At 65.5% G+C, this 15,272-nt stretch carries 14 protein-coding genes; 13 read left to right on the top strand and 1 reads right to left on the bottom strand.

Annotated elements, in window-relative coordinates:
* Positions 1-2: 2 nt before the first annotated feature.
* Complete coding sequence (locus tag N4G63_RS20110; RefSeq protein WP_260787097.1) at positions 3-326, bottom strand: helix-turn-helix domain-containing protein; 324 nt, start codon at positions 324-326, stop codon at positions 3-5.
* A 117-nt stretch (positions 327-443) separates the two neighbouring features.
* Between N4G63_RS20110 and N4G63_RS20105 the strand changes: the two genes are divergently transcribed.
* From N4G63_RS20105 to N4G63_RS20045, 13 genes are all read left to right on the top strand, one after another.
* Positions 444-992 (top strand): hypothetical protein, encoded by a 549-nt coding sequence (locus tag N4G63_RS20105; RefSeq protein ID WP_260787098.1) that lies wholly within the window; start codon positions 444-446, stop codon positions 990-992.
* The gene (locus N4G63_RS20100; protein ID WP_260787099.1) at positions 989-1,498 is read left to right on the top strand and encodes a hypothetical protein; all 510 of its coding nucleotides are present in this window, start codon (positions 989-991) and stop codon (positions 1,496-1,498) included. The genes N4G63_RS20105 and N4G63_RS20100 overlap by 4 nt, the downstream gene beginning before the upstream one ends.
* A 158-nt stretch (positions 1,499-1,656) precedes the next feature.
* Positions 1,657-2,799, top strand: a complete 1,143-nt coding sequence (locus N4G63_RS20095; protein WP_260787100.1) for an AAA family ATPase — start codon at positions 1,657-1,659, stop codon at positions 2,797-2,799.
* A complete protein-coding gene (locus N4G63_RS20090; RefSeq protein WP_314600115.1) occupies positions 2,796-3,311 on the top strand; it encodes a hypothetical protein in 516 nt (171 codons plus the stop codon). Before N4G63_RS20095 ends, N4G63_RS20090 begins: the two co-directional genes overlap by 4 nt.
* Positions 3,312-3,449: 138 nt before the next feature.
* Positions 3,450-3,869, top strand: a complete 420-nt coding sequence (locus N4G63_RS20085) for a ribbon-helix-helix domain-containing protein (protein ID WP_314600114.1) — start codon at positions 3,450-3,452, stop codon at positions 3,867-3,869.
* On the top strand, positions 3,860-4,525 hold the full coding sequence (locus N4G63_RS20080; protein WP_314600113.1) for a relaxase/mobilization nuclease domain-containing protein: 666 nt from the start codon (positions 3,860-3,862) through the stop codon (positions 4,523-4,525). Before N4G63_RS20085 ends, N4G63_RS20080 begins: the two co-directional genes overlap by 10 nt.
* A gap of 237 nt (positions 4,526-4,762) precedes the next feature.
* Positions 4,763-6,448, top strand: coding sequence for a hypothetical protein (locus tag N4G63_RS20075; protein ID WP_314600112.1), 1,686 nt, complete (start codon positions 4,763-4,765; stop codon positions 6,446-6,448).
* 131 nt (positions 6,449-6,579) lie between these two features.
* Entirely contained in the window at positions 6,580-7,197 is a 618-nt protein-coding gene (locus N4G63_RS20070) for a restriction endonuclease subunit S (RefSeq protein ID WP_260787106.1), read from the top strand.
* Positions 7,194-8,729, top strand: a complete 1,536-nt coding sequence (locus N4G63_RS20065; protein ID WP_314600111.1) for a type I restriction-modification system subunit M — start codon at positions 7,194-7,196, stop codon at positions 8,727-8,729. Before N4G63_RS20070 ends, N4G63_RS20065 begins: the two co-directional genes overlap by 4 nt.
* On the top strand, positions 8,722-9,861 hold the full coding sequence (locus N4G63_RS20060) for a virulence RhuM family protein (RefSeq protein ID WP_314600110.1): 1,140 nt from the start codon (positions 8,722-8,724) through the stop codon (positions 9,859-9,861). Before N4G63_RS20065 ends, N4G63_RS20060 begins: the two co-directional genes overlap by 8 nt.
* Positions 9,851-11,092, top strand: coding sequence for a restriction endonuclease subunit S (locus tag N4G63_RS20055; RefSeq protein WP_260787108.1), 1,242 nt, complete (start codon positions 9,851-9,853; stop codon positions 11,090-11,092). Before N4G63_RS20060 ends, N4G63_RS20055 begins: the two co-directional genes overlap by 11 nt.
* 121 nt (positions 11,093-11,213) lie before the next feature.
* Complete coding sequence (locus N4G63_RS20050; protein WP_314600109.1) at positions 11,214-14,510, top strand: type I restriction endonuclease subunit R; 3,297 nt, start codon at positions 11,214-11,216, stop codon at positions 14,508-14,510.
* Positions 14,510-15,262, top strand: coding sequence for a M48 family metallopeptidase (locus N4G63_RS20045; RefSeq protein WP_314600108.1), 753 nt, complete (start codon positions 14,510-14,512; stop codon positions 15,260-15,262). The genes N4G63_RS20050 and N4G63_RS20045 overlap by 1 nt, the downstream gene beginning before the upstream one ends.
* Positions 15,263-15,272: the final 10 nt, after the last annotated feature.

Here is a 15,272-nt window from a genome sequence, read left to right as displayed (position 1 = left end):
GCTCAATCCAAGCCAGTCGCTTCACTGGCTGGCCGCATTGCGGCTTGAAGTACCTCCTCAAACCGCCGCACCAGCTCGGTAGCAGAGCACCCCAGCGCCGCCGCGATGCGCACAACCGCCACGAGGTTCGGCGCCCCCTGGCCGCGCTCCAGCTTGCCCATGTACGAGCGGTCGACGCCGGCCAGCAGGGCGAGGTTTTCCTGCGAGATCTTGGCTTCTCGCCGCATGTTGACCACGGCTACGCCGAACGCCCTGGCTATCGCAGGGTCTGCTGATGTGGCGCCGGCCGGGCGGCCAGCTTTGAGAGGTTTGGCTGCTTCATTCATGCGCCTCAGGTTTTCATCATGTATGCATAAAAACCACGGTTAAAAAATCCCTTTCGGATAGAGTTGCCTGCATCCGGTGGCCGATCTTGTGGTCGCCGACAACGGTCAAGGAGCACCATGCAACTCGCGCGTTTCCGTCGAGGCCAAGCTGTCGCCGCTTTCGTGTGCGCACTGCTGGTGGGGCCGGCTGCTCAAGAGGCGGTGGCCGCGGCTGATTCGATGCAAGCAGCTGCGGAAGCTGCCCGGCGCGATGTGGATCCGTCGGTCAATGGTGCTGTCGGTGATGTGCCCCGCACGTCGGCGGCAGGGCTGCTGTCGGATGCGGCGACTGCCGCACGGCGGGACAGCGATCCGAGCCTCAATGGCCGCCTGGTGGACAGCCTGCCGCCTCAGGCTTCCGTCGCTGGCGGTTCGGACCTCACCGGCGCCTGGGATGCCTACGAACGTTGTCACTGGCAGGCTGCCTTCGGCGCATTCGCTGCAGCCGCTGACGCTGGCGTTCCTGAGGGGGCCCGCATGGCGCTGGCGATGGCCAAACACGGCAGCCTGCTGTACCGGCAGGTGTTCGTCGTCTCCGCAGCGCGGCGGGGCTCGTGGCAGCGCCTGGTGCAGTTCGCGTCGGCCTCGGCGGCCAATGCGTCCTCGGCACGGGGAGTGACGCAATGATCAATGCACTGCAGTTCACTGACCTGGCCGTCGGCGGGTTCGAGGCCGCCGTGGAAGGCTTCGTCCATCGCCGTCAGGAACAAGCCGCGTCTGACGCCCTCGAAGACGCGCACGAAGCACGGGCGTCGGCAAAGGCCTGGCATGACTACGCCAAGGACCTCGAGCGTCGCAATGCGCAGCTGACCAGCAGCCTGGCCCAGATCCAACATGACTACCGCAAGGCCCAGTCGCGGCAGCAGAGCATCCAGGACACGTTCGAGCGGTACACCGTGGTGCTGACGCGGCGCATCCGGGAGCTGGACGAGAAGCTGCAGCAGGTCAGCGCCACGCGGTTTGCCTTGAACTGTGCGCGTGCCACTGAGCGCCAACGCCGCTGTCCGGAGGATGCGACCGAGGAGCGCATCGCCGCCGATGAACAGGGCTACAAGGCCAACATCGTGTGGTTCATGGCCCATCAGAACGTGCGGCTGGGTGTGCCGGACGTGCCGATGCCGAGGGCGACGTGACCGAGGCGCCCCCACGCCTCACCGAGGTTCTGGATACAGTGAGCACAACTTTCAGCTGAACGCCAAGCCGTTCTGTGGCGACCCAGGGTCGCGATCTTGTTGCACGCGGTGCGCGCCATGAGGGCTGCGCACGTCCGTGCCCTCAACAGGATCGCCGCATGACGCACCACAACACCTCCCCTGAACCGCAAGACGGAACTGAGAGCCCAGCTGACCGATTGCGGCGCAGATGTAGCGCCGATTCCGAAGTCGTCCGCATCGAGTCCATCGAGGACATGCTCTGCATGCCGACCGATACCGAGGCTGCAGCCGATACGGGCGCGTCCGCATCTCCCCGGCACATGCTGTGCACCTGGGAAGCCGTGGACGAGTTGGCCGCTGCGGTGGCGATGGACATCGGCAACGAAGACCTTCGGAAACGAAACGCCGCCGTCCTTGCCACGCTGCGGCGAACAAACGGGCGGTTTCGCCGGCTGTGGCGCCTGCCAGATGCCTGGCGCGCCGACATCGGCGCGCTGGAGCATGCCTTCCCGAACTTCGGTGAGGTGCTGGGGCATGTGCGCGCCATGGGAGCGCTCGCGGAACTGCACGATGGCGTGATCAAGCTCGACCCGATGTTGCTCGACGGCACCCCTGGCACAGGGAAATCGACCTTCGCCGAGCAGCTTGCCAAGATCGTGGCCGGCGGATTTCAGCGCATCCAGATGAGCTCGGCAGAAACCGGCGCCCAGCTCGGCGGGTCGTCCGCCACCTGGGCGAACAGCCAGACCGGACAGGTCTTCGAGTTGCTGGTGAACGGCCGTTTTGCCAACCCTGTGATCCTTCTCGACGAACTGGACAAGGCGATGCTGCAGCCAGGCGAGCGCTTCTCGCCGGTCGGGCCGCTGTACCCGCTGCTCGAGCCCGCCATGGCCAGGACCTTCCGCGACATCTCGGTGCCGATGCTGGAAATGGATGCGTCGTCGATCATGTGGCTGGCCACGTCCAATGAGCGCCGCCTGTTGCCAGAGGCCATCCTGAGCAGGTTGCACCCTTTCGACATCCAGCTGCCCGGGCCTGGGATCGCCGTGCAGGTGGTGCATTCGGTGCTGCGCCAGCTCGCACAGGCCGAACCCGTGTTCGCGCGCTTCCATCTGGGCTCGGACGCCGCAGCCAAGCTGGCACGGCACGGGCCCCGTGCCGTGCGTGGCCTGCTGCGGCGAGCGTGCGGAAACGCGGCTCAGGCGTCGCGCTGGATCCTCCATGCCGAAGATGTGCCAGACGGCCGTGTGGAGCGCGCGCCAATGGGGTTCCGCGCATGAGCACAGCGCCACTTCGCCGGGCATGGGACGGCCGAACGCTGGAGCAGGAACTGCTGGACCTCGAGGACTGGCGGCCGCTCAACGACGAAGAGTGCCAGGCCTGGAGGAGCGGCGAACTGGGCCCGGCCCCCGATGGCCAGCAGTACGGCATCAGTCCCTGCGGCATCGCTGTCGTCTACAGGGAACGGAGCCTGGAGGCTGCCGTCGTGGCGCTGCACAGCGTGGGCGCTCACGGCCTTCTGGTCGCCTTGCTGGACTCTGGGGAAGCGGACCAGCTCCACGGTGCGGCCCGGCTGGATGTCTGCATCGCGCTCGGTGACCAGGCGCGCGCGCTGCGGGCTATGGAAGAAGAGGCGCCCTGGGCGCGCGAGTACGTGCTCGACGACCGACTGCGTCCGTGGACGCGCCCCGCTGTCTGGCAGTGGGCGCAGGACCTTGCCCGGATCGTTGCCGCGCGCCAGGCGGCCGTGGCGGCGATGCGCGGCGAGGAAGGCCTCGGGACCGAATGCTGAACGACGTGTCGTGATCGTTGCTTGCAACGATGACGAAGCTTCGGATGCGATGCACCGCTCCTTCGACAGGGCGCGTTGGGTCTCTACCGGAATGACTCCAAAATGCGCAAGCAAGAATGAACAACAAGTGTGCGCACAATGACCAGCCCGACCAAGAAGACCGCTCGCCCGCGCCGCGTCAGTGCCCCGCGCTCAAAGGCTGCCAAAGCCCGGGTTAACTTCCGGATGTCGGAGACGGAATTGCAAGCCCTGGACGCGGCGGCCGAGCAGAACCACCGCAGCCGGTCCGAGCTGATCGTCCTCGGCTTGCAACGCTGCCTGGCTGACGGCGTCTGGCGGCCAAGCTCGTCGCCATCGGCCTTGCAGCAGCCAGGCACGGTGTCGCCGTCCCCTGAGCTGGTCACCCTGTCGCAGGCGTTGATGGGTGCGGTGATGGGGCTCGATGCCCTTTACGCCGGCAAGAAGCGCCCATCGAAGGCGATGCAGGAAGCTGCTGCCACCGTGGCCGACGCGCGCAGGATGCTCTCGGACCTGCTTCAGGATCTTCAGTGCTCCTGAAGATCATCAACCACCGGCGCAAGCAGCCGCGCCGGCGCGCCGACTTGCGGCGCCTGTTCCGCTACCTGTTCTCGCCCCAGCACTCCATGTCTGGCAAGGACGTGCGGTTGCTGGGACCGCCGCAGCTCTACAAGCTCGCGCTGACGGCCATGCCCTGGGGCGATGAAGTTGCCGATGCGGCCGCTCAGCTGACGCTGCAGATGGACCGCTACTGCCGGGCGGCCAAGGCGGGCGCGCAGATTCCGCCGGTCTGGTACGTGCACATCGTCATCTCGTTCGCGCCAGCGGCGGCCCGCATGCTGAGAGAGCCTCAAGACCCGCACCGCCATGTGCCGCAGTGGGCCTCGAGTGCGCAGAACGCCTACCGCCTGGCTCGCGACGCCTTGGACTTCTTCGGCTGGACACCGAACCGCCCGACCGTGATGGTGGCGCACGGCGACAAGCGCCACATCCACGTGCACGTTGTCGCGGTGATCCCCGTGCTCAACGACGACGACTGGAACGTGCTGAAGAACTCCCGAAAACAGCTGCACGAGGTGGCCATGCTGTGCGCTGGGGCCTACGGCATCCCGCTGGCGGGGCGTGCGGCGCATGCGCATCACCGGAAGTGGGGGCACCTGGTGGATGTTAGGCCAGGGGCTTCGCGGGGCAGCTGATCGGATGACATCGGGTGCCGGGGTGGCATGCTGAAGACATGATCATTCGCCACCGTGCCACCGTGCCACCGTGCCACCGTGCCACCGTGCCACCGTGCCACCGTGCCACCGTGCCACCGTGCCACCGTGATGACATGGTGATGTGGCGATGTGGTGACACTGCGCCGCAGTCCTGGTTGACCAGCTGAACGGACAATGGCTGGGGTTTGCAACAAGAGGTCAGGAGGAGCGGCGTTGTTGTCTACGGGTTCGAAGTCGCCTCGCGCGGGCATCTGGCTGGCGGTCGCCGTTGTGCAGGAGTCCAGCGCCAATCTGCTGGTTGCAGTTGTTCCGGTCTCTGATCCAGATCTGCCCTTTTTCATCGCCGATGGTGAACTCACTGTCGCCGCAGCTCGCCATGGGCGAAATGGAAAGGCTGCGCTGGCGATGTTGGCTGCGCAACGACCAATGGTCGGCCAGCTGACCCGCCTCTTGCTCGCCCGCCGTGCGTTCCCCGTGGGTACCGATGAGGGCCTGCGAATCCACTGCCAATCGGTGGCCGTTGATGCTGCGCGCAGGACGGTCTCCGTCGTGGCATCGCTGGTGCCGGGCAACAGCGCGGTGCCGAAGGCGGTGCGCGATGCGGCCATCGTCTGCGTGACCCGAGAGCGGGCCGCGGAGGCACAGGCTGCCGCGCGGTGGGCAGTCGATGAGATCGATGGTTCGGCGAGTCCGGGCGCGGGTGCCGCGGGAGCGGCGCATGAGCGGCCTGCGCTCGACATCACACCGTTGCTGGAACTGATGCCGCCCGGCTTTGCCGTCCGGCTGAACAAGTCCTCGGTGGCCTCGGCTGACCGGGCAATCACCGAGGCCATCCTGGCGGCGCCGGATCCTGCGCATCCGCCACCGCGTGACGGCCAGTACCAGGCGTTGATCGTGGACGCGGGCGCAGGCCGGCGTCTGGCCGTGGTCACCTGGCAGCCCCATCGAGGCGATCCGTCTTATGGCGAAGTCCGTACGGCGGCCGAGCGTCGGTTGCCACGGGCCTTCGCCTCGCCACGCCAGACCGGCGCGCATCCACCGTTGCAGCCTGTGGGCCGTCACGACGGCATCGTGCGCGACGCCAGGCCCTTCGATCCCGCCGACCCCGCCTGGGTCGGCGCCTTCGACAGCGAAGCGGTGTTCGACTTCCCAGACCCGAAGGCCGCGGCTGATCGGATCCGGGCGCTGCAGGGCCAGGTCGGGTTCGAGGCCATCGCCTGGTACCAACCGCACCACACGCATGCCGAGAGCGCCTGGGGCATCTACTTCGACGCAGCGAACCTGGACGACTTCATCAGCAGTCTGCTACTTGATCTGCAGCGCGAAGGCTTCGGCCGCGGCAGTGATGCCCTGGCGGCAAAGCTTGGCGTCGGCCTGGCCTATGAGCACGCGCTGTTTCATGCCCAGGTGGAGGCCGCGCTCACCTGGATGGAGCTGCAGGCCGGGCACGCCAAGTTCATGCCCTACCAAACCCCGGTGTGCACGGCCGTGCGTGGCACGGACGACTGGCTGGAAGAGGCGCTGGCCAACTTCTGGGCCTGGTCGTGGCTGAGCGCGGATTCGATGCTGGCCATGATCACCGGCGCGCTGACGGGCGGCCAGCACGCCGCGCTGGAGCACATCGTCCAGGCGACGCTGGACCGGTCCCCCGCCGGCCACCGGCGCTGGCGTGACGGCCGACAGCGAGAGCCGTGGCGAATCCTGGCAACACAGGCCGTGACAGGCAAGCCGACCTTGCCGCCGCCTGGCATCGGCCTGCCCCTGGAGCCGACCTTGCGTGGCCCACTGCCGTTCGACTTCCGCCCCACCGATGTGCCGCTGCGTTTCGTGGGCGCCGGCCGGGTGACAGCACGCCTTCTGCGCATGCCGGCTGCAAGCTCCGTTTGCCCAGGCAAAGTCTGAAGCTGCTTGCTCGCAGTCGGCCGGGCGCTGGGGGGTTCATGACACACCGCTGTGTCGATCAAATACTGCTCCAATCGGATTGAAGCAAATAGTGCTTGTGCTTGGCATAGTGGCGCGTATGATGCTCCACTGTGATTGATGCAAACTTCTTCTCGTTGAGTCAGGTGGCTGCCGTCCAGTCGGGCTATCCGTTCCGGGGCACCATTGAGGGTGCCCAGGACGGCGGCGTGATTGCGCTGCAGATGAAAGATGTCGATCCCGAGTCGGGCATTGCATGGGCGGGCGCGCTGCGCACGCACCTGCCTGGCCGCAAGGGGCCGAGCTGGTTGCAGCCCGGCGACCTGCTCTTTGTCGCCAAAGGCGCGCGCTTCTACGCGGTGGTGGTGGATACGCCGCCCATGCCCTCGGTCTGCGGCCCGGCCTTCTTCCACCTGCGCGTGCAGCCTGGCGTCGCGGTGGAGCCGGCCTTTTTGGCTTGGCAGATCAACCAGCCACCGTTTCAGCGCCTGCTGATGCAGAGCGCCGAGGGCAGCGGCCAGCTCAGCATCCGCCGCCCGGTGCTGGAGGCGTTGCCGCTGGCCGTGCCGCCCCTGTCGCAGCAGCACCGCATCGTTGCGCTGGACCGCGCCGCCCGCGCTGAGAGGGCCACCCTGCGTCGCCTCATCCAGAACCGCGAACAACAACTCCACGCGCTGGCCGAAGCCCTGTCGGCGGCCTCCATGCGCAGTCAACAGGCCACCCGCCCATGAACGATCTCACCACACCCCAACTCGCCCAAGCTGCTGTCAGCCAGGACGACATCAACGCAGCCGTCTGGGCCGCCTGCGACACCTTCCGCGGCACGGTGGACCCCAGCATCTATAAGGACTATGTCCTGACCATGCTGTTCCTGAAATACGTCTCCGACGTATGGCAGGACCACTACGACAACTACAAGGCCCAGTACGGCGACCACCCTGAGCTGATCGCCGAAATGCTCAAGAACGAGCGCTTTGTGCTGCCCGCCAGCGCCAGCTTCTACGCGCTGCACGCGCTGCGCCACACGCCCGGCAACGGCGAGCGCATCGACAAGGCCTTGCACGCCATCGAAGACGCCAACCTGTCCAAGCTGCGCGACGTGTTCCAGGACATCAGCTTCAACAGCAACAAGCTGGGCGACGAGCAGCAGAAGAACGACATCCTGCGCCACCTGCTGGAAGACTTCGCCAAGCCCGCATTGAACTTGCGCGAGGGCCGCGTCGGCTCGCTGGACGTGATCGGCAACGCCTACGAATTCCTCATCAAGAACTTCGCCTCCACCAGCGGCAAGAAGGCCGGCGAGTTCTACACCCCGCCCGAGGTGTCCACCCTGATGGCGCGGCTGATGGCGCCACAGCCCGGCGATGAGATCTGCGACCCCACCTGCGGCTCGGGCTCGCTGCTGATGAAGTGCGGCCGGCTGATCCGCGAAGGCGCCGGCAGCCGCAAATACGCCCTCTACGGGCAGGAGGCCATCGGCAGCACCTGGGCGCTGGCCAAGATGAACATGTTCCTGCACGGCGAGGACAACCACCGCATCGAGTGGGGCGACACCATCCGCAACCCCAAGCTGCTGGACGGTGCCAACAACCTGAAGCACTTCGACATCGTGGTCGCCAACCCGCCATTCAGCCTGGAAAAGTGGGGCTTCGAAGGCGCCGATGCCGACAAGTTCAGCCGCTTCCGCCGTGGCGTGCCACCGCGCACCAAGGGCGACTACGCCTTCATCCTGCACATGGTCGAGACGATGAAGCCCGGCAGCGGGCGCATGGCGGTGGTGGTGCCGCACGGCGTGCTGTTCCGCGGCGCGGCCGAGGGGCGCATTCGCCAGCAGCTGATTGAAGAAAACCTGCTCGACGTGGTCATCGGCCTGCCCGAGAAGCTGTTCTACGGCACCGGCATCCCGGCCGCCGTGCTGCTGCTGCGCAAAAACAAGGTCGATGACCGCGTGCTGTTCATCGACGCCAGCCGCGACTTCGAGGCCGGCAAGAACCAGAACGTGCTGCGCGAAGCCGACCTGCAGCGCATCCAGGCCACCGCGGCCGACCGCCAGTCGGTGCCGCGCTACGCCCACCTGGCAACAAAGGCCCAGATCGCCGAGAACGACTTCAACCTGAACATTCCCAGGTACGTCGACACCTTCCAGGAAGAGGCTCCCATCGACCTGATGGCCGTCCGCCGCGAACGCCTGGAGCTCAAGGCCGAGCTGGCGCGGCTGGAAACCCAGATGGACGCTTATCTGAAGGAGCTGGGCTATGAGTGAAAGGGGCAAAGGTGGCAAAGGCGGCGGTGCGAGCAGCAAGCCTGGCAGCCGGGCCTTGACGGTGGCGCCTGGCATCACGCGCTCATCGGCGGCCGAGTACCTGACCTTTGTTGCGGCCGCCGGCCAGGGGGGTGTGGAAGCCCTCTATGCCGATGAAAACGTCTGGCTGACCCAAAAGATGATGGGCCAGCTCTATGACGTGAACGTCCGCACGGTCAGCGAGCACCTCAAGAAGATCTTCTCGGACCGAGAGCTGGCCGAAGATTCAGTTATCCGGAAATTCCGGAAAACTGCCAGTGACGGCAAGACCTACGACACCCAGCACTACAACCTGGGCGCCATCATCGCGGTGGGCTACAAGGTCAATTCCGAGCGCGCGGTGCAGTTTCGCAAGTGGGCCAGCGCCATCGTCGAGTCCTTCACCATCAAGGGCTTCGCGATGGATGACGAGCGGCTGAAGAACGACGGCACGGTGTTCACGAAGCAGTATTTCGAGGAGCAGCTGCAGCGCGTCCGCGAGATCCGCCTGTCAGAGCGCAAGTTCTACCAAAAGATCACCGACATCTACGCCACGGCCATCGACTACGACCGCCAAGCACAGTCCACCCAGCGCTTTTTTGCCACCGTGCAGAACAAGCTGCACTGGGCCATCCACGGCCAGACCGCCGCCGAGGTGATCCACAGCCGCGCTGATGCGCGCAAGGACCGCATGGGCCTGACCTCGTGGAAGGACGCGCCCGAGGGAAAGATCCAGAAGTTCGACGTGGTGGTGGCCAAGAACTACCTGACCGAGAGCGAAATGGCGCAGCTGCAGCGCCTGGTATCGGCTTACCTCGATGTGGCCGAAGACATGGCCTTGCGCAACATCCCCATGACCATGCAGGACTGGGAGACGCGCCTAAACCGCTTCATCGTCGCGACAGACCGGGAGGTGCTGCAGGACGCGGGCAAGGTCACCGCCGAAATTGCGCGAGCGCACGCCGAGAGCGAATTCGAGAAGTACCGCGTCGTGCAGGATCGGCTGTACGAGTCTGACTTTGACAGGCTGGTGCAAGGGGCTGGGGAGGAGCCGGCGGGATCACTGTTGGTCGATGAGGTCAAGGCAACGAAGGAGGCGGGCGATGCTTCCTGAAGGATGGTCACGCAGTAGGCTTGGCGACTTGGTTGCCGATGTCGAGTCTGGTGTCAGCGTGAACGGCCTGGATAGGGCGGCTGGCCAGGGCGAATATGGAGTGCTGAAGATCAGTGCTGTCACCAGCGGCGTGTTCGATCCGACGCAGAACAAGTTAATTCGAGCGGATGAAGTTTCGCGCGCAAAGTCGAATCCGCGCGCGGATCGGATCATCGTCAGTCGCTGCAACACCGCCGAACTGCTGGGCGCGAGCGCCTACATCGAACAGGATCACCGAGACCTGTTTCTTCCCGACAAGCTATGGCAATTGCAGCCAACTTCGACAAGGCCGGTTCACATGCGATGGCTGGCAAATTGGCTTGCAAACGCACCGACGCGGGCTGAGATTTCTGCGCTTGCGACGGGCTCAAGCGGCAGCATGAAGAACATATCTAAGGAGCAGTTCCTAAACCTTGCCGTAACGGTACCGCCGCTGGACGAACAGCGCCGCATCGCCAGAATCCTTACCGCGTGGGACGACGCAATTGTTGTGGCGGGAGCGCTCTGGGCCAAACGGATGGAGCAGGCCAGGCTCGTCCGCGAGACGCTGATCGGTACTGCGCTGAGGCACGCTCGTGTCCCCCTTGCGGATGTTGCTGACGTGCGCACAGGCCTGGCCAAAGGAAAGACCGGGCAACGGGACGCGATCAAGGTGCCATATCTCCGCGTCGCCAACGTCCAGGACGGCCGACTCGACCTGAGCGAGGTCAAGCTCATCGAGGTGGCTCGCGAACATGTCAGCCGGTACGCGCTGCAGGCCGGAGATGTTCTGATGACCGAGGGCGGCGACTTCGACAAGCTCGGCCGCGGGACGGTGTGGTCGGGCGAGATCGATCCCTGCCTGCACCAGAACCATGTCTTTGCGGTGCGTCCCAAGCTTGGCCGCGTGCTCCCAGGCTTCATCGCCGCCATGGCCGCCAGCGACCACGGGCGCAGCTACTTTCTCAGCTGTGCCAAGCGCAGCACGAACTTGGCAAGCATCAACTCGACCCAGCTGAAGGCCTTGCCAATTCCACTGGTGCCGATAGCGGAGCAAGAGCGAATCGTCGCCATCGTTGATGCAGCCATGCAGGTAGCTCACGGCACCAAAGAGATGTTCGACCGGCTCGTTCAGGAGAAGGCCGCCCTGATGGCCGACCTGCTGACCGGCAAGCGCCGGGTGCATCTGGAGCGTGAAGGAGTTGCTGCGTGATTCATCCAATCGCCCCCCGGATGCCCGCGTCTTCTAAACTTCGGTCAACACAGCCGCCACGCCTCTGCCCACGCATGCGCAACCTCGGCGGCTTTTTGTTGCCTGGCCGGGGCGCACCGCGATGACCACGCCGAACCCCCGAGAACAGTACAGCGCTCACATCCCCGCGCTGCATCTGCTGTGCAACCTGGGCTGGAGTTTCCTGTCCACCGCGCAGGCGCTGGCCCTGCGCGGAGGGACGCGCGAGGTGATCCTCAAGCACCGCTTGGTGGAGGTGCTGCAGACCCGGCGCTACGACTACAAGGGCCAGAGCTACCCGCTGTCCAGCAGCGGCATCGAGCAGATCGTGCGCGAGCTGTCAGCGGTGAACTTGGCCGAGGGCTTGTTGCCGGCCAACGAACGGCTGTACGCCAAGCTGGCCCTGGGCATCACGGTCACCGAGTTCATGCCCGACGGCAAGAAGCACCAGCCGACGATTGCGATCATCGACTGGAGCAACCCCGACCCGACGGCGAACCGCTTCGATGTGACGGAAGAGCTGCAGGTGCTGTCGACCCAGGGTACGCACCACCGCGCACCCGACATCGTGGGCTACGTCAATGGCCTGCCTCTGGTGGTGATCGAAGCCAAGCGGCCCGAGGGCTCGCACGCTGCGAAATCGATGGTGGCCGAGGGCGTCAGCCAGCACCTGCGCAACCAGCGGCCGGACGAGATTCCCCAGCTGTTTGCCTACGCCCAGTTGTTACTGGCCATCAGCCAGACCGAGGGCCGCTATGGCACCACCGGCACGGCGGCCAAGTTCTGGGCCCGCTGGCGCGACGAAGAATTCAGCGAGCCGCACTGGCTGGCGTTGAAGAACGCGCCGCTCGCCACCGACGTGCGCGACCGCCTGTTTGACGGCAAGCCACCAGCGCTGCGGGCGTACTTCGAGGGCCTGTGGGCCGAGACCATGGCCACGTCCGAGCAGGACGTATTGCTGATCGGCCTGCTGGCGCCAGCCCGGTTGCTCGAATTTCTGCGCGGCTATGTGCTGTTCGACCGCAAGGTGGGCAAGATCGTCGCCCGCTACCAGCAATTCTTCGGCATCCGTGCGCTGCTGCAGCGGCTGGGCCAGCTGCGGCCCGACGGTGGTCGCGAGGGCGGGGTGATCTGGCACACCACGGGATCCGGCAAAAGCTTCACGATGGTGTTCCTCACCAAGGCGCTGTTGCTGGTGGAGGCACTGGCCGAGTGCCGCGTGGTGGTTGTGACCGACCGGGTGGACCTGGAAAGCCAGCTGGCACGCAATTTCATGTCGGGCGGCGCCTTTGGTTCGGCCATCGCCTCGGTGAAGGATGGTGAAAAGAGCCGGGCGCTGTCGGGCCGTGACCTGGCCCGGCGCATCGGCAGCGGCACCGAACGCATCTCGTTCACGCTGGTGCACAAGTTCAACGCGGCGTCCAAGCTGCCGGAGTGCCGCAACGACTCCCCCAACCTGATCGTGCTGGTGGACGAGGGCCACCGCAGCCATGGCGGCGAGACGCACGAGCGCATGAAGCAGGCGCTGCCCCGTGCGGCCTACGTGGCCTTCACCGGCACGCCGTTGCTGAAGAACGAGAAGACAGCCAGCAAGTTCGGCCCCATCGTGCATGCTTACACCATGCAGCGGGCGGTGGAAGACGAAACCGTGGCGCCGCTGCTGTACGAAGAGCGGGTGCCCGAGCTGACGATCAACGAAGAGGCGGTGAACCGCTGGTTCGACAAGCTGACGGCCAGCCTCAGCGACGCGCAGCGCGCCGACCTGAAGAAGAAGTTCGCCAAGAAGGGGGCGATCTATGGCGCGGCCGGCCGCATCGAGCTGATCGCCTGGGACATCGCCAGCCACTTCGACCAGAACTTCAAGCAGCTGGGCACGGGGCTGAAAGGTCAGATCGCCACCGACAGCAAGCAGGATGCCATCCGCTACAAGAAGGCGCTGGACGACACCGGCCTGGTCAGCAGCGCCGTCGTGATCTCGGCGCCGGACACCCGCGAGGGCAATGCCGAGGTCGACGAGGACACCCTGCCTGAGGTGCAGAAGTGGTGGAAGCAGACGGTGTTGGCCAGCGGGCGTGACCCGGAAGACTACGAGAAGCAGCTGATCGCCGACTTCGGCAGCGATGGTGAGCCCGACCTGCTGATCGTCGTCGACAAGCTGCTGACGGGCTTTGACGAGCCGCGCAACGCGGTGCTCTACATCGACAAGCCCCTGAAGGGCCACAACCTGATCCAGGCCGTGGCGCGGGTCAACCGGCTGCACGATGCCAAGCGCTTCGGTCTGCTGGTGGACTACCGCGGCATCTTGAAAGAGTTGGACACGGCGATCCGCGCCTACCAGGACCTGGAAGAACGCACCCAGGGCGGCTTCGACCTCAACGACCTGGAAGGCCTGTACCAGCAGGTCAGCACCGAATACAAGCGCCTGCCGGCGCTGCACGACAAGCTTTGGTCCTTCTTCAAGGGCGTGGCCAACAAGCGCGACCGCGAGCAGTACCGCCAGGTGTTGACGCCGAAGTTCGTGACGGCCCCTGATGGCGAGGAGTACGACGAGCGCCAGAAGCTGCGCGATGACTTCTATGCCGCCGTCACGGCCTTCGGCCTGTGCCTGCAGACGGCGCTGGCCAGCCGAAGCTTCTTTGAGGACAAGAGTTTCTCGGAAGGCCTGATCGCGCAGTACAAGGCCGACCTGCGCTTCTTCACCGAGCTGCGCCAGACTGCCCGTCGCGACGCGATGGAGGTGGTGGACTACAGCGTCTACGAAGACCAGATCCGCCGCCTGGTGGACAAGCAGGTCATCGGCAAGGAAGTGCGTGAGCCCGAGGGCGTGTACCTGGTGCATCAGCTCGGCCAGCCCGAAGACCCGGCACAGTGGTCCGAGGAGAAGACCCGCAACGAGACCGACTTGATTCGTACGCGGCTGCGCAAGACCATCGAGCAAGAGCTGGCAGAAGACCCGTACGCGCAGAAGGTGTTCGGCGAGCTGCTGCGGCAGGCCATCGCCGAGGCTGAGGCCATGTTCGAGCACCCGCTGAAGCAGTACGCCCTGTTCAAGGACTTCGAGGACAGGCTTGGTGCCCGCCAGGCGCCTGGCACGCCCGACGCGCTGGCCGACCAGCCCCATGCCCGGGCCTACTTCGGCGTGCTGCGCCTGGTGATGGGCGATGACGCCGTGGCCGCCATGGACGTCCCTGCACGCGATGCCGTGGTGGCGCAGGCCTTGGCCATCGACCAGGTGGTGCGTGATGCGGTGGCCGAAAACTCGCTGAGCCCGCAGAGCATCGAAGCGGCCATTCGCAAGGGGCTGCTGCCGCTGTTGTTCAAGACCCTGGGCCTGGACGGCGCGAAGCAGGCCGTGGACCAGATCGTGCAGATCACGCGTTTGGGGCTTGGAAAAGCGTGATGGCCGGTGCCGAGGTCCGGGCAGGGCGCTTCAGCGTCCGCTACGGAGACGAAGTCATTTCGTTTTCGTTGCGGGTACAACGGGATCGAAAGCCATCGAAGGTGGCGATCCACGTTGAGCCCGATGGGCGGGTGCTCGTGGACGCACCCGAAGGCGTCGGACACGAAGCAGTCATCGTCGCCGTAAAGAAACGGTCGCGATGGATCCTCGATCACGTAGAGGCTGCTCGTGCGCGTACGGCCCATGTTCGCCCCCGTGAATACGTCAGCGGTGAGGCGGTGCACTACCTGGGCCGTCGGTATCGCTTGCGGGTCATCGTAGACGAAGTGGCAACGCCGTCATGCAAGCTGCGCGGTGCTTGCCTGGAAGTGGTCGCGCGCGAAGCGGCTTCGGCAACGGTGCAGCAGGCGCTGGACCATTGGTATCGGCAACGTGCCCGAGAGGTGCTTCGTGAGCGGATGGATTCGGTTGCGATGGGGCTTCGCTGGGTGAAGGCATCGCCGCCGATGCGATTGCAGGCCATGCGCGTGCAATGGGGCAGTTGCTCCCCCACTGGGCGCATCACCTTGCACCCCGGACTGGTCCGGGCGCCGCGCGAATGCATCGACTACGTGGTGCTGCACGAGCTGTGTCACCTGGCCAGCCACGACCACAGCCCGCGGTTCTATCGGCTGCTGGATCGGCACCTGCCGGGCTGGAAGGCCGTCAAGCAGCGATTGGATGGCATGGCAGAGGACGTGCTCCGAATCTGAACCGGCGGGT

It is taken from the genome of Aquabacterium sp. OR-4, assembly GCF_025290835.2.
GTDB lineage: Bacteria > Pseudomonadota > Gammaproteobacteria > Burkholderiales > Burkholderiaceae_C > Pseudaquabacterium.
Note: the sequence above shows the minus strand (reverse complement) of the source record. Positions and strands in the feature narration are given on the sequence as shown.